Genomic DNA, 24,616 nt, shown 5'->3' on the forward strand with positions numbered 1-24,616 from the left:
CGACGGCTCGCGGTTCAGCGTAGGCGTCGCGTTTCCCACCCGGTCAAGCTCGCAAACCCGCTTCAAAAAAGAAGGGCATACCCCATGATTTCCGTTCGGACACCAGACGCGGCACGCCGCGCCCGTGGCGGCTTCTACACCTTGCTCATCGGCATCGTGCTGTTCTCGTTGTCGGCATGCGGCGGCAGTGGGGACGACGATCCCGACGCGCCCGCGGGACTGAGCTATGCGATGACGTCGGCCATCTACGAGACAGGGGTCGCGATCGCGCCCAACGAGCCGCGCGTCAGCGGCGGGGCCGTTGACAGCTTTACGATTGAGCCGGCCCTGCCTGCCGGCCTGGGGATGGATGCGGCCACCGGCGTGATCTCCGGTACGCCTACCGCCGCCAGCGCCGCGGCAATCTATGTCGTGACGTCGCAGAACGCCTCGGGTAGCGCCACGGCGCGCCTCGAGATCGAAGTGCGCGAGCGCATCGCCGCGCCGGCCAGCCTCAGCTACCGAGACAGCGCCGTCGCCTATACCGTGGGCACGCCCATACCCGACAACACGCCCACCAGCACGGGCGGGCCCATTGCCGGCTACACGGTCAGCCCCGCGCTGCCCGCCGGACTGGACCTGCATCCGGAAACCGGCGTGATCAGCGGCACGCCCCAGGCCGAGACGCCTGTCGCCACCTACACCGTCACCGGCACGAACGCCGCGGGCAGCATCGGCACGACGCTCGACATCTCGGTGCAGCCGGCACTGCAGGCGCCCGCCAGCCTGAGCTACGACGCGGCCGAGCCGCTGTACGTATCCGGTGAGGCCATTCCTGCGAACACGCCGCACGTCACCGGCGGCGCGCCGACAGGCTACTCCGTCAGCCCCGCGCTGCCGGCCGGCCTGAGTCTCAACGCGACGACCGGCGTCATTTCCGGCATGCCGTCCGCCCTGCAGGCACAGGCGCCGTACACCATCACGGCATACAACGATGCCGGCAGCGCGCAGTCGTCGGTGCGCATCACAGTGACGGGACGAGGCGCCTGGACCAGTATTTCCGCCGCGCTGCCGACGCCCGTCCGCGACGCCACGGCCGTTGCCCTGAACGATGGCCGTGTCCTGCTCGCTGGCGGCTATGGCCCAACCGGCCCCATCGGCGACGCGACGATATACGACCCGGCCAGCGATTCATTCACCGCGGCCGCGCCGATGCTGGTGCCACGCTCGGGTCACACCGCCACGCTGCTGGCCGACGGACGCGTGCTCGTCACAGGGGGCTCGCCTCTGCCGTCCTCCCCCGCGACGAACCATTCCGAGCTCTACGATCCCGTGGCAAACACCTGGACCGCGACCGGCTGGTTGAACGAGCCTAGGCAAAGCCATACGGCGACGCGCCTTCCCGACGGACGGGTGCTGGCTATAGGCGGTACCACCAACGACGGCTCGATCCAGGCCCACGCTACGGCGGAAATCTACGATCCGGCCACGGGCGTGTGGACGCTGCTGCCCCGTCAGCTTTCGGGGCCGCGCGCGCAGCACGGCGCCGCACTGTTGGCGGACGGCAGCGCCGTGCTGGTGACAGGGGGCATCGACGGCAGCGCGCTCCTGCAATCGGCGGAGCTGTTTCCCACGGACCTGGTCACTCCGACGACGCCTATGGCCGTGGGCGGCATGGCGGGCAATCCCACCACGCAAAGCGTTGCGCTGGCAAATGGCAAGATCCTGTCCATCGCCGACGGCAGCAGTACCGCCTGGCTGTACGACCCGGCGGATTCGAGCTGGACGACCAGCACCATGAACCAAGTCCGCAGGCTGGCCACCATGACGCTGTTGACGGACGGGCGGGTACTGGTCGCCGCGGGGCGCGACGCCACCGCCGCCCTCCTGAACTCCACCGAGATCTACAACCCCGACGTCAATGCCTGGACGACCGCCGGCAGCCTGACCGCGGGCAGGCACCGCGCCGCCGCGGCGCCCCTGCCTGGCGGACAGGCCGTGGTGCTGGGCGGATCCGATGCAGGCTCCGTCATGGGGTCCGTGGAGCGATACGTGCCGTAGCGCGCGGGTCGGAATGATCATGAGCCTGCTGGTCGGCACCGCGTCCTGGACCGATCCCACGTTGCTGGCGTGCGGCCGCTTCTATCCACCGCACGCCAAAGACGCCGAATCGCGCCTGCGCTTCTATGCCGACCATTTCGACACGGTCGAGGTCGATTCCAGCTACTACGCCCTGCCCGATCCTTACACGGCCTATCTGTGGACCCAGCGCACGCCGCCGGGGTTCGTCTTCAACATGAAGGCCTTTCGCGCCTTCACCGGCCATCGCATCCCGTTGAAGGCGCTGCCGGAAGACCTGCGGCGCGACTGGCCCGACGCGCCCGACACACTGTTCGACAACCAGTTGCCCGAGCCCTGGATTGATGAACTGTGGCATCGCTTCATGCTGGCCGTCGAACCGCTGCGCATGACGGACCAGCTGGGCGCCATCCATTTCCAGTTTCCGCCGTGGGTGCGGCGCGATGCGCGCGGCATCGCCCGCGTGCGCGAGTGCGCGAGCCGCATGCAAGGCCTGACCATGTCGGCCGAGTTCCGCCACCACAGCTGGTTCGACGGCCCCGCCGCCACCGACGCCACGCTGGCCCTGCAGCGCGAACTGGGCGTGGTGCACACCGTGGTGGACGCGCCGCAAGGCATGGAGAACACGGTGCCCGCCATCTGGGAAGCCACCCATCCCGACCTGGCCGTCGTCCGCCTGCACGGCCGCAACGCCGCTTCCTGGAACGCCTCCGGCGCCGCGTCGTCTTCGCGCTTCCAGTACGTGTACACGCCCGAGGAACTGGCCGAGCTGGCGGCCCGCATCAAGAAACTGGCCAGGAAAACGAAGCGCACGCAGGCCCTGTTCAACACCAACTACGAAGACCAGGGCATGCGCAACGCCGCGGGACTGGCGGCTGCGCTGGACACGGCCTTGACGCCGCGCTGACGCCGCTACGGCTAGAACGTCAGAGGCTTGATCTTCAGACGCTTCGCGCTGCGAGCCAGTACGTCATCCAGGGTCGCCATGCCCCTGGCTTTGGCATCCAGGGCGACCGCCAGATGCAGCGCATCGCCGGCGCGCAAGCCCGATGCAGCGTCCAGCGTCAGCACCGCGGCACGGTGAAATACCGGGGGGTCTACCGGCAAAAGATATAAATCACTGGCGCAGAGCCGTTCGAAGGCCTGCCACGCGGCGGCGCCCTGCTCTGCTGTGATCTGCGCCGTTCTCTGCTTGATGCCCAAAGCACTGGCGAACTCGGTCACGCAGCATGCGGCGGAACCCAACTCGCCGGCAACACCCGCGTACCATCGGCCCACGGCGCCACTCTTCGGCTCGGGGACGCACAGCGCGACCAATACGCTGGTGTCGACGTAGATCATCAGTAGCGCCCGCCACGGCGCAATTCGTCGATGACCGACTCGCCCTCGGGCATCGACTCGCGCATCTGCTGCAATTGCAGGGCGAACGCCTTGCGGTTCCACTTGGCGGTGCGAAGGCTGATTCCGCCATCGACCGTCAAGCTGGCCTCGACGCGATCGCCCTCTTTCAGGCCGGTGCTGCGTGCATAGTCAGCGGGGATGCGCAACGCAAGGCTATTGCCCCACTTCGCCACCAGCAGGTCCATCTTCGCACCTCATGGATATCTGAATTCGGATATCCATTCTATAACCCTTCGGACCGATGGAACAGGCGGGCCAGGATGTCAGGATCGTCCCTTCCCCTGCCTTGCCACCGCCGCCAGGCTGTCCACCACCACCTCGAACTTGCGCGCGATCTGATTGTCGGGCACGCAGGCATATCCCAGCAGCAACCCCTGCCGCGCGGGCTCGTCGCCCGCGTAATACCGCGACAGCGGCCGCGTCAGCACACCGCGTTCGTGCGCCGCCTGCGCCACCCGCTGATCGGGCAGGTCGTCCGGCAGGTTCAGCACCAGGTGCAGCCCGGCATCGCTGGAATCGCGATGCAGCCAATCCGGTCCGAGCCGGCGGTCGATCAGGTTGACCAGCATCGCGCGCCGCCGTCCGTACAGCATGCGCATGCGCCGCACGTGCGCCGCGTAGTGGCCCTCGGCGATGAAGGCCGCCACGGCCGCATGGGTCATCAGATGCCCCTCGCGATACAGCTCGGCATGCGCGGCCTGGAAGGCCGGGGCCAGCGCGCGCGGCAGCACCAGGTAGCCCAGGCGCAGGCCGGGATACATGGTCTTGCTGAAGGTACCCAGGTAGATCACAGGCGCATCCGGCTCCAGGCCCTGCAGCGATGGGATAGGCCGTCCGGTGAAGCGGAACTCGCTGTCGTAGTCGTCCTCGATGATCCAGCTGCCCCAGCGCCGCGCCAGGGCCAGCAACTGCCGGCGTCGCGCCAGCGACATCACGGGGCCCAGCGGATACTGGTGCGAGGGGGTGACGAACATGAAGCGCGGCGGCACCTCGACCGGATCGGCCGGCAGGCGCATGCCCTCTTCGTCCACGGGCTGCGGTTCGATGCGGATGCCGTTGGCCGACAGCACGCTGCGCGCGCCCCAGTAGCCAGGGTTCTCGATCCACGCCACGTCGCCCGCGCCGCCCAGGATGCGCGTGGCCAGGTCGATGGCCTGGTGCGAGCCCTCGGTGATGAGGATCTGCTCGGGATCGCAGTCCACCGAGCGCATCAGCGCCAGGTATTGCGCCAGGGCCTCGCGCAGCGCGGGCAGGCCGCCGCCGTACGAATAGGTCAGCATGTCCGGCGTGGGGCGGCGCCACAATCCGCTGACGATGCGGCCGAACTTCTGGTGCGGAAACTCGGTGACGTCGGGCACGCCCGGCATGAAGGCGCCCCATTGATAGGGCGAGGCCGATACGCCGTCGACGATGCGCGCGCCGCGCTCGGACAGCGCCGGCCGGCTGGGTGCGGGCGGCGTGCGGCGCGCGCTGCGGCCGCTGGCCAGGTATGACTCGGGCAGGGTGTGGGCGACGAAGGTGCCGTTGCCCTGGCGGCTGCGGGTATAGCCCTCGGCCTGCAGCTGGCTGTAGACGTGCACGACGGTGTTGCGCGCGATGCCCAGCTCGGAGGCGAGGTCGCGCGTGGCGGGCAGGCGCGTGTCGGCCGGAATGGTGCCGTCGAGGATGGCTTCGCGCAGGCCGCGGTACAGCCGCTGGTTCATGGGCCCGTCGGAGGCGTCGCCCAGACGCAGCAGCAACAGGTCGCCGACGATGGACCTCAATGGTTCTACCTGATAAGCGGAAGTGGTTCCTCGGGATGGGGCCATCTTAGCATTAAATATTCTCCATCCCGGGCGTGTCGGTACGCGCCGGCAATCCGCTGTGGCTACGGCCTATTTCCCTATCGAGAATGACGATGAAGAACCAAGACCTGAATACCCGCCGCGCGCAGGCCACCCCGCGGGGCGTGGGCGTGATGTGCGACTTCTACGCCGTGCGCGCCGAGAACGCCACGCTGTGGGACGCCGAGGGCAAGGAATACATCGACTTCGCCGGCGGCATCGCGGTGCTGAACACCGGCCACCTGAATCCCAAGGTGCAGGCCGCCGTCGCCGCGCAACTGCAGCAGTTCACGCACACGGCCTACCAGATCGTGCCGTACGAAAGCTACGTGGCGCTGGCCGAGCGCATCAATGCGCTGGCCCCCATCGAAGGCCCGGCCAAGACCGCCTTCTTCACCACCGGCGTCGAAGCCGTCGAGAACGCCGTCAAGATCGCCCGTTCGTACACCGGCCGTTCGGGCGTCATCGCCTTCGGCGGTTCCTTCCATGGCCGCACCATGCTGGGCATGGCGCTGACCGGCAAGGTCGCTCCCTACAAGCTGTCGTTCGGCCCCATGCCGGGCGAGATCTTCCACGTGCCCTTCCCCGGCGCCGACGTCACGGTGGCCGAGTCGATGAAGGCGCTGGAAATGCTGTTCAAGACCGACATCGATCCGCAGCGCGTGGCCGCGATCATCATCGAGCCGGTGCAGGGCGAAGGCGGCTTCAACGTCGCGCCGCCCGAACTGATGACGGCGCTGCGCAAGCTGTGCGACGCGCACGGCATCATGCTGATCGCCGACGAAGTGCAGACCGGCTTCGGCCGCACCGGCAAGCTGTTCGCCATGGAGCACCACGACGTGCGCCCCGACCTGATGACCATTGCCAAGAGCCTGGGCGGCGGGCTGCCCATCTCGGGCGTGGTCGGCCGCGCCGAAGTGATGGACGGCCCGGCCCCCGGCGGCCTGGGCGGCACGTACGCGGGCAACCCGCTGGCGGTGGCCGCGGCGCATGCCGTGCTGGACGTGTTCGAGGAAGATCAGCTGTGCGCGCGCTCGGCCCAGCTGGGCGAGAAGCTGAAGGCGCACCTGAACGGCCTGCGCGCCAAGGTGCCCGCCATCGCCGACGTGCGCGGCCTGGGTTCCATGGTCGCGGCCGAGTTGGTCGATCCGGCCACCGGCAAGCCGGACGCCGAGGCGGTCAAGCGTGTGCAGCAGCGTGCGCTGCAGCAGGGCCTGATTCTGCTCAACTGCGGCGTGTACGGCAACGTGCTGCGCTTCCTGTATCCCCTGACCATCCCCGACGCGCAGTTCGCGCGCGCGCTGGACATCCTGGCCGACGCCCTGCAAGGCTGACGCGACATACGGCCGGTTGACGCGCGGTCGCGGAAGCGATCTAGTAGTGTCGACCGGCCCAGACCCGGCCTCAGGCCGCATCGTCCGGGCACGGCCTTTGCTGTGCCCGTTCCTTTTCCGGCGGCCGCGCGTTGGCGCGCCGCCCGCCCCGATTCCCAAGGAGTTTCCATGGCCCAGTCTTCCCTCTCCCTGAAGCGCCCCGACCTGCTGCGCGATGCCTGCTACCTGAACGGCGAATGGGTGCCGGCCGGCGGCGGCGCCAGCATTCCGGTCGACAACCCCTCCACGGGCAAGACCATTGTGTCGGTGCCCAAGCTGGGCCGCAAGGAAACCGAGCAGGCCATCGCCAGCGCCGCGGCCGCCCTGCCCGCCTGGGCCGCCAAGACCGGCAAGGAGCGCGCGGCCGTCCTGCTGAAATGGGCCAACCTGATGATGGCGCACCAGCAGGACCTGGCCGCCATCATGACCGCCGAACAGGGCAAGCCCGTGACCGAGGCCGCCGGCGAGATCGCCTATGCGGCGTCCTTCCTGGAGTGGTTCGGCGAGGAAGCCAAGCGCATCGACGGCGACGTGCTGCAAAGCCCCAAGGCCGGCCAGCGCCTGCTGGTGCTGAAGCAGCCCATCGGCGTCACCGCAGCCATCACGCCGTGGAACTTCCCCGCCGCGATGATCACGCGCAAGGTGGGCCCCGCGCTGGCCGCCGGCTGCACGATGGTGGTCAAGCCCGCGCAGCAGACGCCGCTTACCGCGTTGGCCCTGGCGGTGCTGGCCGAGGAAGCCGGCGTCCCGGCCGGCGTGTTCCACGTCATCACCGGCAGTTCGCGCGACATCGGCGCGGCCCTGTGCGAAAGCGACACGGTGCGCAAGCTGAGCTTCACCGGCTCCACCGAAGTGGGCCGCACATTGATGGAACAGTGCGCCCCGACCATCAAGAAGCTGTCGCTGGAACTGGGCGGCAATGCGCCCTTCCTGGTGTTCGACGACGCCGACCTGGACGCCGCGGTGGACGGCATCCTGGCCTCGAAGTACCGCAACGCCGGCCAGACCTGCGTGTGCGCCAACCGCATCTACGTGCAGGACGGCATCTACGACGAGCTGGCGCGGCGCCTGGTGGACAAGGTGGGCAGCGCGCTGAAGGTGGGTGACGGCTTCGAAAAGGGCGTGACCCAGGGCCCGCTGATCGACAAGGCCGCCGTCGAGAAGGTGCAGGAGCACATCGCCGACGCCACGTCCAAGGGCGCCAAGGTGATCGCGGGCGGCAAGCCGCATGCGCTGGGCGGCACGTTCTTCGAACCCACCATCCTGCGCGACGTGACGCAGCAGATGAAGGTGGCGTCCGAAGAGACCTTCGGCCCCGTGGCGCCGCTGTTCCGCTTCAAGACCGAGGACGAGGCCATCCAGATGGCCAACGACACCATCTTCGGCCTGGCCGCGTATTTCTACACGCGAGACTACGCGCGCGTGTGGCGCGTGTCCGAAGCGCTGGAGTACGGCATCGTCGGCATCAACACCGGCATCATCTCGAACGAGGTGGGCCCGTTCGGCGGCGTGAAGCAGTCGGGCCTGGGCCGCGAAGGCTCGAAGTACGGCATCGAGGAATACCTCGAGACCAAGTACCTGTGCCTGGATCTGGGCGCCAAGGGCTGATCTTGCGTCCAGCGCCGCTACGCGGAAGGCCGCGCGCCTGAGTGCGCTCAGCGGCGCCGGGCGTCCTGCTCGAGCAACTGGCGGGCCACCTCGCCCAGCGACACGCCGCCGTCCATGGCGGCGCGCTGCAGGCGCTCATGCGCAGCCGGTTCGGACAGGCCGTGCCGCTGCACCAGCAGCCACTTGGCGCGCTCGATGCGCTTGCGCTCGTCGAGCGCGCCGCGCGCCTGCTCCAGCGCCTCGTCGGCCTGCCGCATGCGGGCGGCCTGGGCCTGCAGGATGTCGAGCATCGAGCGCTCGATGCCGCCGGCCATGCCATCGGCGGGCGGCACGTCGAGCACGCGGCGCTGCACGTTGAACACCAGGGCCGGCGCGTCGCCGCCTACGTGCTGCGCGAACTGGTCCAGCAGCTCGCGGTGATTGTCGCGGTCGGCGCGCGCCGCCTCGATGCGCGACGCGCACTGGCGGGCCAGGGACTCGGCCAGCTCGCGCTCTACCGGATGCATGGCGTCGATGCGCGCCGTGCACAATTCGAACCACAACTCCGCCAGCCCCGGGTCCAGCGGCTGCCCCGCGTGAGTGTGGCGCGCCATGTCGCGCAGGCGATGCACGGGTTCCGCGTGCGGCTGCGCCTGCCGCCACGCCGTCAGCACGTCGTCGGGCGCGTAGTGTTCGAAGGTCTCGAAGCAGCGCTGCTGGCTGGCCGCGAGTTCCGCCATCTGCGCCTTCTGCGCGTCGGTGAAGTACCCCGCGGTATAGCCCATCACGCCATAGGCGCGTTCCTGGCCGCTGAGTTCCTTGCCCTGCATGAAGTTGAACAGGGCCACCAGCATGCGGGTGATGCCGGCGTCCAGCGAGGCATCGGCGGCCTCGAACACCACCGCCAGCAGGCTGCCGATCAGCCGGGTCATGGCCGCGCCGGCTTCCTGCGCACCCAGCCTGCGCTGCCGCACGCGCCAGCGCAGGTCGGGCAGTTCATCCAGCCGATACAGCGCGTGGGCGATGCAGCCATACAGCCTGGCGCGGCCGGGCTGTTCGCCGCGGGCCAGCGCGCTGTCCAGAAAGCCGCGCACGCGCGCCTCGCTGGCTTCGGCGCTGCGCGTCAGCGTATCCAGGGCAGGCAACAGCGAAGGTTGATCGCGGCACAGGTAAAGGTTGGAATAGCCGCGCTCTTTCTGCAGCGCGTGCACCAGTTCGCCGACCAGCGACACGAACCGGCAGGTGTGCGCCAACTGCTCCAGCCCGTGCAGCTCGGACTGCCGCGCCGCCAGCAGGAACCTCAAGGCCGGCCGCATGGCCCCTCTCGTCATGGAACACCCTCTTGCATCTACGCCTGTTTGCGCGCCGGCGCGGACGCCTCGACCGATTGCGGCGCGATGCCGAACATGCGGCACGCCGCCACCGCGCCGATCACCAGGATGGCGGGGCTTTTCAGGCCGAAGGCGCGCGCATCCGCCGCCATCGCCGCCAACGTCGAGCGGCATTCGCGCTGGTCGGCCAGCGAGGCGCGCTCGATCATTGCCACCGCAGTATCGCCCGGCAGGCCGCCCGCCAGCAAGGCGGCCGATACCGCCTCGAGGCGAGCCACCCCCATGTACACCACCAGCGTCGTGCCGCTGCGCGCCAGGGCCTCCCAGGCCGGCTCGCTGCCGTCCTCGGTATGGGCCGTCACCAGCGTGACGCCGCGCGCGGCGCCGCGCAGGGTCAGCGGAATGCCGCTGCCGGTGGCCGCGGCCAGGCCGGCGGTGATGCCGCTGACGACTTCGCAGGCCACGCCATGGCGGCTGAGCCATTCGGCCTCTTCGCCGCCGCGGCCGAAAATGCACGGATCGCCGCCCTTCAGGCGCGCCACGCGGCGTCCCTGGCGCGCATAGCGCAGCATCAGCCGCTGGATGAAGTCCTGCGGCGTGGAGCGGCAGCCGCCGCGCTTGCCCACGCGTATCACGCGGGCCTGCGGACAGTGTTCGAGCACTTCCGGATTGACCAGGTCGTCCATCAGCACGACCTCGGCGCGGCGCAGCGCCTTGACCGCGCGCAGCGTCAGCAGCTCCGGATCGCCGGGGCCGGCGCCGATCAACCATACGTTGGTTTCCATGAGCACGCGCTCCTGTTCAGCGATAGGCGAGCAGCACCAGCAAGGCGCCGCCCAGGATGAGACTGAGCACCTTCCAGAACAGCACGGGATGGCGTTCCAGCAGGGGCACGGACGCGCGCCGCGCCACCGACTCGGGATGGCGCAGCGCGTAAGTGAATTCGGAAAGTTCGGCGTAGCGCGAGCGGGGATCGGGATGCACGGCGCGCGCCAGCACCGCGTCCACCCAGCCGGGCAGCGGCCTGCCCTGCCGGTCCTGGCGCGCGGGCGCGTACTGCAGGCGCAGCAGATCGGCGTGGGTGCGCACGCGCGAGGCCTGCGTACCATAGGGCAGCCGGCCCGTCAGCATCTGGTAGGCGATGACGCCTAGCGAATAGATGTCGGAAGCCTGGCCGCCCGTCTCGCCCAGGAAATACTCGGGCGCCGCATAGGCGATGGCGCCAGGCACTTCTGGCCCGCGGTCGCCCGCCGCCTCGGCCACGCCGGCCACCTCGGCCGAGCCCATGTCGATGATGCGCACCACGCCTTGCCCGTCCACCATCAGGTTCTCGGGCCGCAGGTCGCGGTGCACGATCTCCAGCCGGTGAAACGCCTGCAGGCCGCGCGCGACCTGCTCCAGCAGGTCGATCGCCCGCGGCAGCGACAGGTCGGGATGATCGGCCATCCAGCGCGCCAGCGTGCGGCCTTCGATGTACTCGCTGACGGTGTACAGCGAGTGCCGCTGCGCCGGCGGACACGCGCGCGCCACGTGGCGGCTGTCGATGCGGCGCGCCACCCACTCCTCCATCAGCAGGCGCTCGAGATAGACGGGGTCGTGCCGCAGGTCCAGCGAAGGCACCTTCAGCACCACGGGCCCGCCCTCGGGCGCCTCGGCCAGGTACACGTGACTGCGGCTGCTGGCGTGCAGCTCGCGCACGATGCGATATCCCTCGTGCACCTGCCCGGCCGCCAGCAGGGGCGGACAGGGCAGCGTGCGGGCGCGATGGCCCACCTCGGCGGCCTCGGGCAGCGGCAGCGCCTCCACGCGCACCAATTGCACCGTCAGGTTGTCCGGGCTGCCTGCGTCGTAGGCCAGCCGCGCCAGCGCGCGCGCCGCCGCGTCCAGGTCATCGTCATGGGCCCGCAGCGTGGCGATCATGCGGGCGTGGTCGACGTATTCGTAGACGCCGTCGGTAAGCAGCAGGAACAGGTCGCCGGGCGCGAGGCTGCGCGACTGATAGTCGATCTCGAGGTGCGAGGCCACGCCCAGCGCGCGGGCCAGGCAGCTCTTGTCTCGCGACAGCCAGACGCGATGGTCCTCTGTCAGCTGCTCCAGGGCATCGTCGCGCAGGCGATAGATGCGCGCATCGCCCACGTGCAGCACGTGCGCGGTGGCCGACTTCAGCACCAGCACGCTCATGGCGCACACATAGCCGCGGTCCTGGTCGCCGCGATGCGGGCCGCGCTGCGTCTGCGCGTGCAGCCACGCATTCACGGCGCCCATTACGCGCTGCGCGGAGCGCTTGACCGACCAGGTCTCGGGTGTGGAGTAGTAGTCTTCCAGGAAGCTGGCCACGGCCGTCTCGCTGGCCGCGCGGCCCACGTCGCTGCTGCTGATGCCATCGGCCAGCGCGACCGCGATGCCCTTGGCGCCGAGCAGCGGCTGGCGCGGCAGGCACAGGCCGTGGAAGTCCTGGTTGTGCGGCTTGCGGCCCGCCTCGGAATGCTGGCCGACGCTGACGCGCAGGCCGGCGGCCGGGTCCGAGGGCAAGGGGCCGTCCATGCTCGCGATCCGCCGATCAGCCGAAGCTGCGCTTGGCCTGCATGGACGCGGCTTCGAGGCTGCGCTTGGGGCCGGTCTTCATGTGCGTCGTGTACAGCGTCAGGCCGGTCATCGTGATGCCGCCCACCAGGTTGCCCAGCACCACCGGCAGTTCGTTCCAGATCAGGTAGTCCATGATCGAGAAATTGCCGCCCAGGATCAGGGCCGAGGGGAACAGGAACATGTTCACCACCGAGTGCTCGAAGCCCATGGCGAAGAACACCATGATGGGCATCCACATGGCGATGACCTTGCCGCTGACGGACGTGGAGATCATCGCGCCCACCACGCCCAGCGACACCATCCAGTTGCACAGCACGCCGCGCAGGAAGATGGTGAGCATGCCGGCCGCGCCGTACTCCTTGTAGCCCAGCGTGCGGTTCTCGCCGATGTGCGAGATCACCTCGCCCACCTTGCTGACCGGCGCCGAGAAACCGTAGGTGAACACGATGGCCATCATGACGGCCACTGTCAGCGCGCCCGCGAAGTTGCCCACGAACACCACGCCCCAGTGCTTCAGGATCGCGCCCAGCGTGACGCCGGGCCGGCGTTCCATCCATGCCAGCGGCGTCAGCACGAACACGCCGGTCAGCAGGTCGAACCCCATCAGGTACAGCATGCAGAAGCCCACCGGGAACAGCGCCGCGCCCAGAATGGGCGAGCCCGTCTGCACGGTGACGGTGACCGCGAACACCGCCGCCAGCGCCAGGATGGCGCCGGCCATGTAGGCGCGGATCAGCGCGTCGCGGGTGGCCATGTAGATCTTGGATTCGCCGGCATCCACCATCTTGGTGACGAACTCGGCAGGCACGATATAGGACATCTCGGTTCCCCTAGCTTCAGTACAAAAGTGAATTGCAGAAATGGTTCGCGGCGCGGGCGCCGTGCTCAGAAGGCGATCTCGACCGCGTCGCCGGCCAGGCGCGCCGGCCACACGCGCAGCCGCTGGTCGGCGTACTCGACGCAACTGCCGTCGGCCAGGCGAAAGTGCTGCTTGTAGAGCGGCGAGGCCACCACCAGCGAGCCGCCCAGCTGCCCCACGATGCCGCGGCCGATGACGTTGGCGCCCGACTTGGGATCGCGGTTGTCGATGGCGTAGACCGCGTCGCCAGCCTGCGGCAGGTAGAACAGGGCGACCTGCGCGCCGTCCACCCAGGCCACCACGCCCGAATTGGCCACCAGGTCGGCGCGCCGGCACACCGCGCGCCAGCGGGTCTCGGCCTTGGAAGAGGCAAGCGTCGTTGCGGTCATCACAGCTCCTCCACAGCGATAGGAATGCGGCGCGCCTCGGCCGGCGTGGCGGGACGGCGCTGGCCGCGCTCTTCGACGAAGGCCACGTCGGGGTCTGCCCGCCTGTCGTTGACAAAGGTGCGGAAGCGCTTGAGCTTCTCGGGGTCGTTGATGGCATTGGCCCACTCGCATTCGTAGCGGTCCACCACCGTCTGCATCTGCGCCTCGAGTTCCGCCGCCAGGCCCAGGCTGTCGTGGATGACCACGTCCTTCAGGTAGTCCAGCCCGCCGTCCAGCGACTCGCGCCACACCGAGGTGCGCTGCAGCTTGTCGGCCGTGCGGATGTACAGCATCAGCACCCGGTCGATCAGCCGGATCAGCATCTCGTCGTCCAGGTCGGTGGCGAACAGTTCGGCGTGGCGCGGGCGCATGCCGCCGTTGCCGCATACGTAAAGGTTCCAGCCGTTCTCGGTGGCGATCACGCCGATGTCCTTGCTTTGCGCCTCGGCGCACTCGCGCGTGCAGCCCGACACCGCGAACTTCAGCTTGTGCGGCGCGCGCAGGCCCTTGTAGCGGTGCTCGATGCGCAGCGCCATGGCCACGCTGTCCTGCACGCCATAGCGGCACCACGTGCTGCCCACGCAGGACTTCACCGTGCGCGTCGATTTGCCATAGGCATGGCCGGTCTCGAAGCCGGCGGCGATCAGCTCGGCCCAGATGTCGGGCAGTTCGTGCAGCTGCGCGCCGAACAGGTCGATGCGCTGTCCGCCCGTGATCTTGGTGTACAGCTGGTATTTCTTGGCCACGGCGCCGATGGCGATCAGGCCGTCCGGCGTGACCTCGCCGCCCGGAATGCGCGGCACCACGGAGTAGGTGCCGTTCTTCTGCATGTTGGCCATGAAGGTGTCGTTGGTGTCCTGCAGCGGCACCAGCAGCGGGTCCTGGATCGGCCGGTTCCAGCACGAGGCCAGTATCGAGGCCACCACGGGCTTGCAGATGTCGCAGCCCACCGCGCCGCGGCCGTGGCGGGCCAGCAGCTCCTCGAACGATTCGATACCTTCGACGCGCACGAAGTGATAGAGCTCCTGGCGCGTGTAGGCGTAGTGCTCGCACAGGCTCTTGTCCACCGCCACGCCGCGCGCGGCCAGCTCGTGCTCGAACACCTGCTTCAACAAGGCCGAGCAGCCGCCGCATCCGGTGCCCGCCTTGGTGCAGGCCTTCACGCCGGCCAGGTCCGTACAGCCATCGTCGATGGCCGAGCACACCGCGGCCTTGCTGACGTTGTGGCACGAGCAGATGGTGGCGGTGGCCGGCAGCGCGGCCGGACCCAGCACCGGCGTGTCCGCGCCGCGCGGCAGGATCAGGCTGGCCGGATCTGCGGGCGGCGCGATGCCGTTCTGCACGTACTGCAGCAGCGTGTCGTAGTAGCTGTTGTCGCCGACCAGCACGGCGCCCAGCACCTGCTTGCCGTCGGCGGACACCACCAGGCGGCGGTAGCCCGCGTTCACCTCGTCCATGTAGCGATAGCTGCGCGCGCCGGGCGTGGCGCCATGCGCGTCGCCGATGGAGCCCACGTCCACGCCCAGCAGCTTCAGCTTGGTCGACATGTCGGCGCCGCGGAACGGCTGCGCCTCCAGGCCGCACAGCGCGGCCGCCACGGTGCGAGCCATCTGGTAGCCGGGCGCCACCAGGCCGAACACAGATCCCTTCCACAGCGCGCATTCGCCGATGGCGTAGATGTCCGGGTCGCTGGTAAGACAGGCGTCGTCGATCACGATGCCGCCGCGCTCGCCGACGGCCAGGCCGCTGGCGCGCGCCAGGCCGTCGCGCGGCCGGATGCCCGCCGAGAACACCACCAGGTCGGTCTCCAGGGCATCGCCGCCCGCGAAGCGCAGGCGATAGCGATGCTGGTGCCCGGGCTTGATGGCCTCGGTGGCGCGCGACACGTGCACCTGCACGCCCAGCGCCTCGATGCGCGCCTTCAGCGCGAGTCCGCCTGCCTCGTCCAGCTGCACCGGCATCAGGCGCGGCGCGAACTCGACCACGTGCGCCTCGAGCCCCAGCGCGCGCAGCGCATTGGCGGCCTCCAGGCCCAGCAGGCCGCCGCCCACCACCACGCCGCGCCGGGCACCGGCGGCCGCCCCGCGTATGGCGTCCAGGTCTTCCAGCGTGCGGTACACCAGGCGCGCCGCGCCCTCTTCCGCGCCGGCGATCGGCGGCACGAAGGGGAACGAGCCCGTGGCCAGCACCAGCTTGTCGTAGCCATGGCGGCCGTCGGCGGTCACCACTTCGCGGCGCGCGCGGTCGATCTCCTGCACGCGCTGGCCCAGATGCAGCGTCACGCCCGGCGTCCGGTACACCGCGCCGTCGCCCAGCGCCATGGACTCCGCATCGCGGCCGGACAGATACTCGGACAGGTGCACGCGATCGTAGGCCCGGCGCGGCTCGTCGCCGAACACGACGATGCGGTAGTACTGCAGCGCGCCTTGCGCGACCAACTGCTCGACGCAGTGGTGGCCGACCATGCCGTTGCCGACCACGATCAGCGTCTGCAAGGGGTTCGATGTGTTCATGTCTTTCATGGCTATTCCGTGGCGGTGCATTTCCGGAAAACAAAAAGGCGCCTCGACCGGATGGTCGTTAGGCGCCTTTGCCGGAACTGCACACGTTGTCGGGCGGCCCGCGCGGGCGCGGGCCTTGCCATGGCTTATGCAAAGTCCGTGCCAACTTGGGCCGCCATCCCGTCCGGCGCGCGGCGCGCCCTATGAAAACCAGGCTCCGCGGGCCCGGACGAAAGCCCGACCGGCGGCCATCGCGCGTGCGGTCCTTCATGCCGCAGCGCACAAATCTGGTGCACGCTGCACGCGGGAAGGCACCGCGACGGAGCATCCATGCGGATGAGACGAGACGGCGATATCGCCCGGATGCGTCATCGCGCCGACCGGCGCGTCGTGCTAGATTGGGCGCCCAATAAGCCTGCCGGGCGGCCTCCGTGCCCGCCCACCCCGCCATGAGCCGCACTTTTTCCAAGGACGAAACCCGTCGCCTGGTCACCCTCCTCGCCGAAGCCGCGCAGGCCGAAGTGCTGCCGCGCTTTCGCAACCTGTCGGCCCAGGCCATACGCGACAAGGAATCGCCGCGCGACCCCGTCACCGACGCCGACGAGGGCGCCGAACGGCACATCGCCGCGCGCCTGGCCAAGCTCTACCCCGGCTCTGTGTTCATCGGCGAAGAATCGTCCACGCGCAACCCCGCGCTGCTGAACATGCTGGTGGATGCCGACCTGGCATTCCTCGTCGATCCCGTGGACGGCACGCGCAACTTCGTGGCCGGCCTGCCGCTGTTCGGCATGATGATCGCCGTATGCCACCGCGGCGACGTGATCGCCGGCGTGATCTACGACCCCATCGGGCGCGAGGCCGCGCTGGCGGTGCGCGGCGAAGGCGCGTGGATCGAGCGCGAGGGCGCGGCGCCCCAGCCGCTGAAGGTGGCCGACCCCGTCCCGCCCGAGGACATGGACGCCATGATCGCCACGGGCGACCTGCCGCAGCCGCTGCGCGATACGGTCAATGGCAACCTGGCGAAGCTGGGCAGCACGGCATCGCTGCGCTGCGCCGCCTACGAGTACCGCATGGCGGCCTCTGGCCACTGTCACGTGCTGTTCTACAACAAGCTGACCCCGTGGGACCATGCCGCGGGCTGGCTGCTGCACCGAGAGGCCGGCGGCTATGCCGCGCATTTCGACGGCAGCCCGTACAAGCCGACGCACCGCGACGGCGGGCTGCTGCTGGCGCCCGATGCGGGAAGCTGGCATGCGGCGCGACGGGTGTTGCTGGGCGAGCAATCACCGCACTGAGTTCAACCGCCAGCCGGCCTCCGCGTTGCGCAATACCATTTGCGCACCACATCAGCCACTAACTCGCGAACGCCCCGACGGTGGGCGAGAAGTGGCGGTTCTTCGGATAGGGGAAGGAAAGCGGAGCAGCTAGTGCGGTACAGTCGCTGAGCACCCCCCAGCCGGCGCTTGCAGCTTCGTGGCGGGCGTGTTGCGTGGCATCTCCCCCAGTCGAATCAGTTTCAAATGACGCGCCGAAGATACATTTTTCCAGATTAATATCCTTCGCAAATCGAACTGGGACGTTTGGAGTTCGAACGCGCGCCGTACGCCCGCAAGGACCAAATAGGAATCTGTGATGAGTGGAAGCCTGAATCGCGTGGGGTGGCGTATCGCTGAACCGGCGCCTGAATGCACCATGCCTGAACTGATGCTCTCATCGAACCACCTGGCCGGGATGCCTGGTTTCACGGAATGAAAGCCGAGGCCAATCACCTGGAATACTCCGGCAGCTCCCTCAAGCTGATCGTTCAAGGCGTTGAAAGAGCGTCGATGCCCGTGGGGGAGGTTGAAAAGGTCGACGTGTGCACCATGGATGATCAAATTCATCACGGTGACGACGTATTCCATATTGTGCATGGCAAAGCCCGATTCTGGATCCTCGGCCCTACCATCGGAGTGAGCTACAGCGCTATAAAAAGCCTGCTGACAGATCACCCAAATATCCCATGCCGCGACATGGCGGTTATCTCCTTGCCTTGGCGCCTAAGAGGCTCTGCGATATTGGGAGTACGGCTTTTTCCGATAGCAGGATTCGGGGAGTTTCCCCTGAGCCGTTTACCCAAGATGTCCGGGAGAGAAATTGATGAATGCCGAAAAAAACTACGTCGATTATTCCGATGATAGGCTGAAACTGGTGAGAGGAGCTATCACGCGGTCGATGCCGGCGAGCGAGATTACGCAGATCGACTTCTGCACCATGGACGACGAGATTCACCACGGCGACGAAGACTTCTACATCGTCCACGGCAAGGCCAGATTCTGGATCATGGGGCCATTCGTTGCGGGCGCCGGACGTGCCATAGACGACCTAGTTCGGACGCACCCCGACATTCCCCGCCGCGATATGGCTGTGGAAAACATGCCGTGGAAGCTGAGAAGCCCCGGGGCGCTAGGTTTGCGCTTGTTCCCTGTCGCTGGGCTAGGAGAGTTTCTTCCGGACTATTTGCCAAGAATGCGCACCAAGGAGCAATAAATGAGCGACAGCGTGAATCCTGATACGTGCGGAGACATTCGTATTGCCGGGCAACCTCCTTCCGTCGTGCTGAATAATCAGGGCGTCGACCAATATTCGCTGCCCTTGCCCGCAGGCAATGTCGAAACCGCGCAGAGGTTCTTGGAAGGATTGGGCGGCGATGCGATGGGAATGGGGCGCACGCTGAGCAGCATCGGCGTCAACGCGCCCGCGCTACGCGCGCAGTACAAGCGAGAGATTGAAGGCATGGTCGCGGAACTCGAACGGCGTCTCAAGGCGGGAGAACCGAAAGAGTCCGTAGCCAGATGGGCGAGCGCGGAAAGAAACCGCATTGTCGGCCACATGCGCGCCGTCAATAATTTCGCTACTCGCGGCATGTACACGATCCGGGACTGGGGCGAGTATGGCATCGGTGGCCGCACCTGGCCGAACATCGAGCGCCGCTACGAAGAAAAACACAAGCTAACCGGCGAGGCGATACACGACAAGATCATCAATGGCGCTCGGAAGTCGAACGAGGGCGTCAATAAGGCCGCCATGCGTGGGGCGTCCTTCCTGAAGCACGGCGGAAGAGTTGTTCTGGTCGTCGGCATCAACATGACGGCCGCAAGGATATGGAAAGCCTCCGACGAGGAAATGCCTAGGGTGCTGTCGGAGGAACTTGGCGGATATGTGGGCGGTGGCTTAGGAGCCGGTATGGCCGCCACCGGGTGCATCATCTTCGGCGTGGCCTCCGCAGGCTGGGGGCTGCTGGCCTGCGGCGTCGTGGGAGGTTTGGCTGGCGGCATCGCCGGCAGCTATGCGGCGGAAGCCGCTGCGGACGGCATTTTCTACACCGATGCCGATAAGCAAAGCGCGAACCATGCACAGGTACAGGTCTCCATAGAGATTCCCGCGCATCGGCTCTATCGCACCATTCCGGACACGCTTTGCCATCGCTGACCGCGCCTGAAAATGGCGCGTTATTTGCTTTGCACCTCGCCGAGCCGCAAAGCCTCTAAAGCGTCGGCGCACGGCTGCTCCACCTTCAACGCCAGCAAATCGTCCGCCCGCGTACGGCCCAGGTTGATCGCCGCAATGGGCCGCCCCTCGCGACTGGACTGCAGCGCGTAGCGGTACCCCGAGTGCACCATCAACGACGACCCCACCACCAGCATCGCATCGGACCGGGCCAGGGCTTCCAGTACGCGCGTCACACGGTCGCGCGGCACGGTCTCGCCGAAGAACACGACGTCGGGCTTGACGATGCCGCCGCAGCGCGGACAGGGCGGAACGTCGAAGGTGGAGAAATCCAATCCGTCCAGGTCGGCGTCGCCGTCCGGCGCGTCGGGCGCGTCGAAAGCCACCCATTGCGGATTGCGCGCGTACAAGGTCTGCTGCCAGGCCTCGCGCGAACCGCGCCAGTCGCATTGCATGCAGCGCACCTCGTCCAGCCGGCCGTGCAGGTCCACCACGTGGCGGCTGCCGGCGGCTTGATGCAGTCCGTCGACGTTCTGCGTGACCAGCAGCTCGACGCGGCCTTCCGCTTCCATCGCGGCCAGCGCGCGATGCGCGGCATTGGGCTGCACGTGGCCGAAGCGGCGCCAGCCCACCATGCTGCGCGCCCAGTAGCGAGCGCGCGCCGGGACGCCGCCCATGAAGGTCTGGAAATCGATGGGCGGCTTGCGCTTCCAGGCGCCGTCGCCATCCCGGTAATCGGGAATGCCGGAACCGGTGCTGCAACCGGCGCCGGTCAGCACGAACAGCCGTGGATGGGCGTCCAGGAACGCCCGCAGATCCTGCAGCGAGGCCGGCATCGGGCTCAGCCGCTCAGGCCGCAGTTGGGCATGTCGCTGACCAGGCTGGCCTGCGTGACGTTGCTGCCGGGCGGCACGCTGCGCGTCAGCCACACGTTGCCGCCGATGGTCGAGCCCTTGCCGATGGTGATGCGGCCCAGGATGGTGGCGCCGGCATAGATGACGACGTCGTCCTCGATGATCGGATGGCGCGGCAGGCCCTTTTTCAGCTCGCCGTTCTCGCCCGGCGGAAAGCGCTTGGCGCCCAGCGTGACCATCTGATAAAGCCGCACGCGGTCGCCGATGATGGCGGTCTCGCCGATGACGACGCCGGTGCCGTGGTCGATGAAGAAGCTGCGACCGATGGTGGCCCCGGGGTGGATGTCGATACCGGTGTCGGCGTGCGCGATCTCGGCCACGATGCGCGCCAGCATGGGCGCGCCCAGGCGATACAGCACATGCGCGAGCCGGTGGTGGATCATGGCCATCACGCCCGGATAGCACAGCAGCACCTCGTCGACGCTGCGCGCGGCCGGATCTCCGTGGTAGGCCGCCGTCACGTCGAGGTCGAGCGCGCGCCGCACCATGGGCAGTTCCGCGCCGAAGGCGCGCACGATCTCGACGGCCCGCGCCAGCGTCTGCTCGGCCGTTTCGGACTCGTCGCGCTTCAGGTGCCGCAGCTCGAGGTAGACCTGGTGCAGCAAAGCGTCCAGGGCCTCGCCCGTGGTGTGCCCGACGTAGAAGTCCTCGACCTCTTCACGCAGATCGATGGGCCCCAGCCGCATGGGAAACAGCGCGCCGCACAGCTGCCCGACGATCTGCCGCAAGCCTTCCTGCGAAGGGAACTCGCGGCCGGCGGAGGTTTCGCGAAGCCGCCCGTGGGGACCGCGCCAGTCTACGCGCGCGGCCCGCAGGCCCGAGACGATCGCATCGAGATTCCAGTGCTGCGCGGGCAGCCGCGATGCCTGGCTCATCGCACGTCCCTCCGGGCGGCGGTCGCACAGGCAGGGATCCGGACGTCTACAAACATGGTGAACCTCTTGAATGACTTTAACGGCGCGCGGGCGCGCCCACCCGCCGACTGTAACCGCTGGCGCGTTGCCGGCGGGCGGTCGCCGACAGGCCGGCGGGGTCTTGCGGCGCGGCGCGCGGCCGGTGAACGCGTAGGCGTAAACCCTGACAGGGATAGCCTGGGATTTCAAGCGTATGACTATCCTTATAATCGAACTCAAACGAACGTTTGAATAATCAACCGATGAAAGAACAGCCCGTTCCGCCTTCGTCCACGCGCGAGGCCATCCTGGATGCCGCCGAAGGCCTGTTCGCGCACCACGGCTACGACGGCACGTCGATGCGCCAGCTCACCGCGGCCGCGGGGGTCAATCTGGCGGCGGTCAACTATCACTTCGGCTCGAAAGAAGCGCTGCTGCAAGATGTGTTGAAGCGCCGCCTGTCGCTGGTCAACCAGGAACGCCTGCGGGTGCTGGACAAGCTCGAGGCCGAAGCGGGCGGCAAGCCGCTCAAGCCCTCGCAGATCGTGGACGCTTTCTTCGGCACGCTGCTGCGCCTGGCCAACGATCCCGAACATGCCGGACGGCACTTCCTGCCCCTGCTCGAGCGCACCATGACCGACCCCACAGGCTTCATCCGCACGCTGTTCGCGTCGGAATACGCCGACGTGATGGAGCGCTACCAGACCGCGCTGTTCGCCGCGCTGCCCGACGTGCCGCGCGCCGAGATCATGTGGCGCTTCCACTTCATGCTGGGCGCCACTTCGTACGCCATCATGGGCACCAGCACGCTGCGCCTGGTCACCAACTGGACCATCGACGAGACCGAGCAGCCCGACAACCCGGCGCTGCTGTTGCCGCGCCTGATGAGCTTCCTGCTTGGCGGGCTGCGCGCGCCCCTCGCGCCGCTCGCCGCGCCATCCGGCTGAGGCCGCGTGCTGGCGCGGCACAGCCCACATAACGATATCCGGAGACAAACACACCATGACCACCGCCCTGCTGATTCTTCTTGCCGTCGCGGCAGTGCCGGCCCTGCTGCTGGGCGTGCGCCCCGTGCGGCGCGCGGTGCTCACGCGGCCGGTGTTCCGCCTCTATCGCAAGGTGCTGCCGCAGATGTCCGACACCGAGCGCGACGCGCTCGAGGCCGGCACGGTGTGGTGGGAAGGCGAGCTGTTCCGCGGCAGGCCCGACTGGAATGCGCTGCTCGCCTATCCCAAGCCGCAGCTCAGCGAGGCCGAGCAGCGCTTCCTGGATCACGAGGCGTCCGAGGCGTGCCGCATGGCCGACGATTGGGACATCACGCAGCGCCGCCACGATCTGCCGCCTGAACTGTGGAACTACCTGAAGCAAAAGGGTTTCCTGGGCATGATCATCCCGCGCGAGTACGGCGGCCTTGGCTTCTCGGCCTATGCGCATTCCGAGGTGATCGCACGCCTGTCGACGCGCTCGTCCGCGCTGGCGGTGTCGGTGATGGTGCCCAATTCGCTGGGGCCCGCGGAACTGCTGCTGCACTACGGCACCGAGGCCCAGAAGAACCACTACCTGCCGCGCCTGGCCAACGGCGACGAGATACCCGCCTTCGCGCTGACCAGCCCGTGGGCCGGCTCGGATGCCGCCGCCATTCCCGACCACGGCGTGGTTTGCCGTGGCATGTGGGAAGGCCGCGAGGTGCTGGGCATGCGCGTCACGTGGGACAAGCGCTACATCACGCTGGCGCCGGTGTGCACACTGCTGGGCCTGGCCTTCCGGCTGTACGACCCCGACCGCCTGCTGGGCGGCGAGATCGACATCGGCATCACCTGCGCGCTGGTGCCGCACGACCACCCCGGCGTCGAGACGGGCAGGCGCCACCAGCCGCTGGGCGCGATGTTCATGAACGGTCCCACGCGCGGCAAGGATGTCTTCATGCCGCTGGACTTCATCATCGGCGGACCCGAGCGCGCCGGCCAGGGCTGGCGCATGCTGATGGAATGCCTGGCGGCGGGCCGCTCGATCTCGCTGCCCTCTTCCAACGCGGCCATGGCCAAGTACACGGCGCGGACCGTGGGCGCGTATGCGCGCGTGCGCAGCCAGTTCCGCGTGCCGGTGGGCCGCTTCGAAGGCGTCGAGGAAGCGCTGGCGCGCATCGGCGGCCATACCTATCTGGCCGAAGCGGCGCGCGTGATGACCGCCGGCGCGATCGACCTGGGCGCCAAGCCTTCGGTAGTGTCGGCCATCGTCAAGTATCACGTCACCGAGCGGGCCCGGCAGGTGGTGATGGACGGCATGGACGTCATCGGCGGCAAGGGCATCTGCCTGGGGCCGTCGAACTTCCTGGGCCGGGCCTACCAGCAGGCGCCCATCGGCATCACCGTGGAAGGCGCCAACATCCTCACGCGCAGCCTCATCATCTTCGGCCAGGGCGCCATCCGCTGTCATCCCTATGTGCTGGACGAGATGCGCGCGGCGCGGGACGGCGACCCGCGCCGCGGCCTGGACGCGTTCGACCGCGCCTTCTGGGGCCACGTGCGCTTCACCGCCGGCAATGCCGCACGCGCCGTGTGGCACGCGCTGACTGCGGGCCGCCTGGCGGGCGCGCCGGACAAGGCGGCGCCGGCCATGCAGCCCTACTACCGCAGCATGACCCGCTACGCCAGCGCCTTCTCGCTGATGGCGGACCTGTGCATGCTGCTGCTGGGCGGCAGCCTGAAGCGGCGCGAGCGTCTGTCGGCGCGGCTAGGCGACATGCTGTCGCAGCTGTACCTGGCCAGCGCGGTGCTCAAGCGCTACGAAGACCAGGGGCGGCCCGCCGAAGACGCGCCGCTGGCGCACTGGGCAATGCAGGACGCGCTGTACCGGCTGCAGCAGGCGGCGCGCGGCGTGCTGGACAACCTGCCGCAACGCGGCATGGCGGCGCTGCTGCGCGTGGCGCTGTTTCCATGGGGCCTGCCGCAGGCCGAACCGCGCGATGCGCTGGGCCAGCAGGTGGCGCAGCTGCTGATCGCGCCGGGCGCGGCGCGCAACCGCCTCACCGCCGGCTGCTATCTGCCCGACAGTGTCGATGAGCCGGTCGGCGCGCTGGAGCAGGCGCTGGCCGCCACCATCGCGGCCGAGCCGGCTGAGGCGCGGCTGCGCGAAGTCGAAAAGCGCGGCGCGCTGGACGGCGATCCGCGCGCCAACGTGCGCGACATGGCGGAGGCCGCGCGGTCGGCCGGCCTGCTGTCCGACGAAGACTACCGGCTGCTGCGTCAACGCGACGCATTGCGCGACCGCGTGGTGCGGGTGGACGACTTCCCGTTCGACCTGGGCGCCGAACGGGAAGCCGCCTCGACGCGGCCGGCGACGACGCAACCGCAGACGCGCGTCGCATGATGAC

At 68.4% G+C, this 24,616-nt stretch carries 21 protein-coding genes; 10 read left to right on the plus strand and 11 right to left on the minus strand.

The features are described from left to right. The first annotated feature begins 84 nt into the window (after window positions 1-84). Window positions 85-2,040: a kelch repeat-containing protein gene (locus CAL15_RS11350; protein WP_086078684.1), complete on the plus strand. Its 1,956-nt coding sequence runs from the start codon at window positions 85-87 to the stop codon at window positions 2,038-2,040. Window positions 2,041-2,059: 19 nt separating this feature from the next. Next, the gene (locus CAL15_RS11355; protein ID WP_086081051.1) at window positions 2,060-2,965 is read left to right on the plus strand and encodes a DUF72 domain-containing protein; all 906 of its coding nucleotides are present in this window, start codon (window positions 2,060-2,062) and stop codon (window positions 2,963-2,965) included. Window positions 2,966-2,976: 11 nt separating this feature from the next. Here the strand turns inward: CAL15_RS11355 and CAL15_RS11360 are convergent, their stop codons facing one another. The 3 genes from CAL15_RS11360 to pdxR all read right to left on the minus strand — a co-directional run bounded on the left by CAL15_RS11360 (window position 2,977) and on the right by pdxR (window position 5,222). Next, window positions 2,977-3,399: a type II toxin-antitoxin system VapC family toxin gene (locus tag CAL15_RS11360; RefSeq protein ID WP_086078685.1), complete on the minus strand. Its 423-nt coding sequence runs from the start codon at window positions 3,397-3,399 to the stop codon at window positions 2,977-2,979. Further along, window positions 3,399-3,644, minus strand: a complete 246-nt coding sequence (locus tag CAL15_RS11365) for an AbrB/MazE/SpoVT family DNA-binding domain-containing protein (protein WP_086078686.1) — start codon at window positions 3,642-3,644, stop codon at window positions 3,399-3,401. Before CAL15_RS11365 ends, CAL15_RS11360 begins: the two co-directional genes overlap by 1 nt. 78 nt (window positions 3,645-3,722) lie before the next feature. Continuing rightward, on the minus strand, window positions 3,723-5,222 hold the full coding sequence (gene pdxR / locus CAL15_RS11370) for a MocR-like pyridoxine biosynthesis transcription factor PdxR (protein WP_420042545.1): 1,500 nt from the start codon (window positions 5,220-5,222) through the stop codon (window positions 3,723-3,725). A gap of 134 nt (window positions 5,223-5,356) precedes the next feature. Here pdxR and CAL15_RS11375 point away from each other — a divergent pair, with 134 nt between their 5' ends. Both CAL15_RS11375 and CAL15_RS11380 read left to right on the plus strand, forming a co-directional pair. After that, window positions 5,357-6,616, plus strand: coding sequence for a 4-aminobutyrate--2-oxoglutarate transaminase (locus CAL15_RS11375; RefSeq protein WP_086078687.1), 1,260 nt, complete (start codon window positions 5,357-5,359; stop codon window positions 6,614-6,616). A gap of 168 nt (window positions 6,617-6,784) precedes the next feature. After that, on the plus strand, window positions 6,785-8,263 hold the full coding sequence (locus CAL15_RS11380) for an NAD-dependent succinate-semialdehyde dehydrogenase (protein WP_086078688.1): 1,479 nt from the start codon (window positions 6,785-6,787) through the stop codon (window positions 8,261-8,263). A gap of 47 nt (window positions 8,264-8,310) precedes the next feature. Here CAL15_RS11380 and CAL15_RS11385 read toward each other — a convergent pair whose 3' ends face one another. From CAL15_RS11385 to nirB, 6 genes are all read right to left on the minus strand, one after another. Beyond that, window positions 8,311-9,558, minus strand: coding sequence for a nitrate- and nitrite sensing domain-containing protein (locus CAL15_RS11385; protein WP_232468184.1), 1,248 nt, complete (start codon window positions 9,556-9,558; stop codon window positions 8,311-8,313). A gap of 32 nt (window positions 9,559-9,590) precedes the next feature. Continuing rightward, window positions 9,591-10,358, minus strand: a complete 768-nt coding sequence (gene cobA, locus CAL15_RS11390) for a uroporphyrinogen-III C-methyltransferase (protein WP_086078690.1) — start codon at window positions 10,356-10,358, stop codon at window positions 9,591-9,593. A 16-nt stretch (window positions 10,359-10,374) separates the two neighbouring features. After that, window positions 10,375-12,117, minus strand: a complete 1,743-nt coding sequence (locus CAL15_RS11395) for a bifunctional protein-serine/threonine kinase/phosphatase (protein WP_086078691.1) — start codon at window positions 12,115-12,117, stop codon at window positions 10,375-10,377. A 16-nt stretch (window positions 12,118-12,133) separates the two neighbouring features. Next, the gene (locus tag CAL15_RS11400; RefSeq protein ID WP_086078692.1) at window positions 12,134-12,979 is read right to left on the minus strand and encodes a formate/nitrite transporter family protein; all 846 of its coding nucleotides are present in this window, start codon (window positions 12,977-12,979) and stop codon (window positions 12,134-12,136) included. 65 nt (window positions 12,980-13,044) lie between these two features. After that, window positions 13,045-13,407: a nitrite reductase small subunit NirD gene (nirD, locus tag CAL15_RS11405; protein ID WP_086078693.1), complete on the minus strand. Its 363-nt coding sequence runs from the start codon at window positions 13,405-13,407 to the stop codon at window positions 13,045-13,047. Then, window positions 13,407-15,968 carry a nitrite reductase large subunit NirB gene (gene nirB / locus CAL15_RS11410; protein WP_198299206.1) on the minus strand — a complete coding sequence of 854 codons (2,562 nt, stop codon included), beginning with the start codon at window positions 15,966-15,968 and terminating at the stop codon, window positions 13,407-13,409. Before nirB ends, nirD begins: the two co-directional genes overlap by 1 nt. A 428-nt stretch (window positions 15,969-16,396) precedes the next feature. On the opposite strand from nirB, the gene CAL15_RS11415 reads away from it, so the two are divergent. The 4 genes from CAL15_RS11415 (at window position 16,397) to CAL15_RS11425 (ending at window position 19,418) form a co-directional block, all read left to right on the plus strand. After that, a complete protein-coding gene (locus CAL15_RS11415; protein ID WP_086078694.1) occupies window positions 16,397-17,242 on the plus strand; it encodes an inositol monophosphatase family protein in 846 nt (281 codons plus the stop codon). Window positions 17,243-17,695: 453 nt separating this feature from the next. Then, a complete protein-coding gene (locus tag CAL15_RS24395) occupies window positions 17,696-18,124 on the plus strand; it encodes a hypothetical protein (protein WP_157666642.1) in 429 nt (142 codons plus the stop codon). Further along, complete coding sequence (locus CAL15_RS11420) at window positions 18,087-18,476, plus strand: hypothetical protein (RefSeq protein WP_157666643.1); 390 nt, start codon at window positions 18,087-18,089, stop codon at window positions 18,474-18,476. The genes CAL15_RS24395 and CAL15_RS11420 overlap by 38 nt, the downstream gene beginning before the upstream one ends. Continuing rightward, window positions 18,477-19,418, plus strand: coding sequence for a hypothetical protein (locus CAL15_RS11425; RefSeq protein WP_086078696.1), 942 nt, complete (start codon window positions 18,477-18,479; stop codon window positions 19,416-19,418). A gap of 20 nt (window positions 19,419-19,438) precedes the next feature. Here CAL15_RS11425 and CAL15_RS11430 read toward each other — a convergent pair whose 3' ends face one another. Beyond that, window positions 19,439-20,281, minus strand: a complete 843-nt coding sequence (locus CAL15_RS11430) for an NAD-dependent protein deacetylase (RefSeq protein WP_420042556.1) — start codon at window positions 20,279-20,281, stop codon at window positions 19,439-19,441. Then, complete coding sequence (gene epsC, locus CAL15_RS11435) at window positions 20,278-21,225, minus strand: serine O-acetyltransferase EpsC (protein ID WP_086078698.1); 948 nt, start codon at window positions 21,223-21,225, stop codon at window positions 20,278-20,280. Before epsC ends, CAL15_RS11430 begins: the two co-directional genes overlap by 4 nt. Window positions 21,226-21,506: 281 nt before the next feature. Between epsC and CAL15_RS11440 the strand changes: the two genes are divergently transcribed. Beyond that, window positions 21,507-22,190 (plus strand): TetR/AcrR family transcriptional regulator, encoded by a 684-nt coding sequence (locus CAL15_RS11440; RefSeq protein WP_086078699.1) that lies wholly within the window; start codon window positions 21,507-21,509, stop codon window positions 22,188-22,190. A gap of 55 nt (window positions 22,191-22,245) precedes the next feature. Continuing rightward, window positions 22,246-24,612: an acyl-CoA dehydrogenase gene (locus CAL15_RS11445; RefSeq protein WP_086078700.1), complete on the plus strand. Its 2,367-nt coding sequence runs from the start codon at window positions 22,246-22,248 to the stop codon at window positions 24,610-24,612. Window positions 24,613-24,616: the final 4 nt, after the last annotated feature.

The sequence above is a fragment of the Bordetella genomosp. 13 genome (assembly GCF_002119665.1).
In the GTDB taxonomy this organism is placed as follows: domain Bacteria; phylum Pseudomonadota; class Gammaproteobacteria; order Burkholderiales; family Burkholderiaceae_B; genus Bordetella.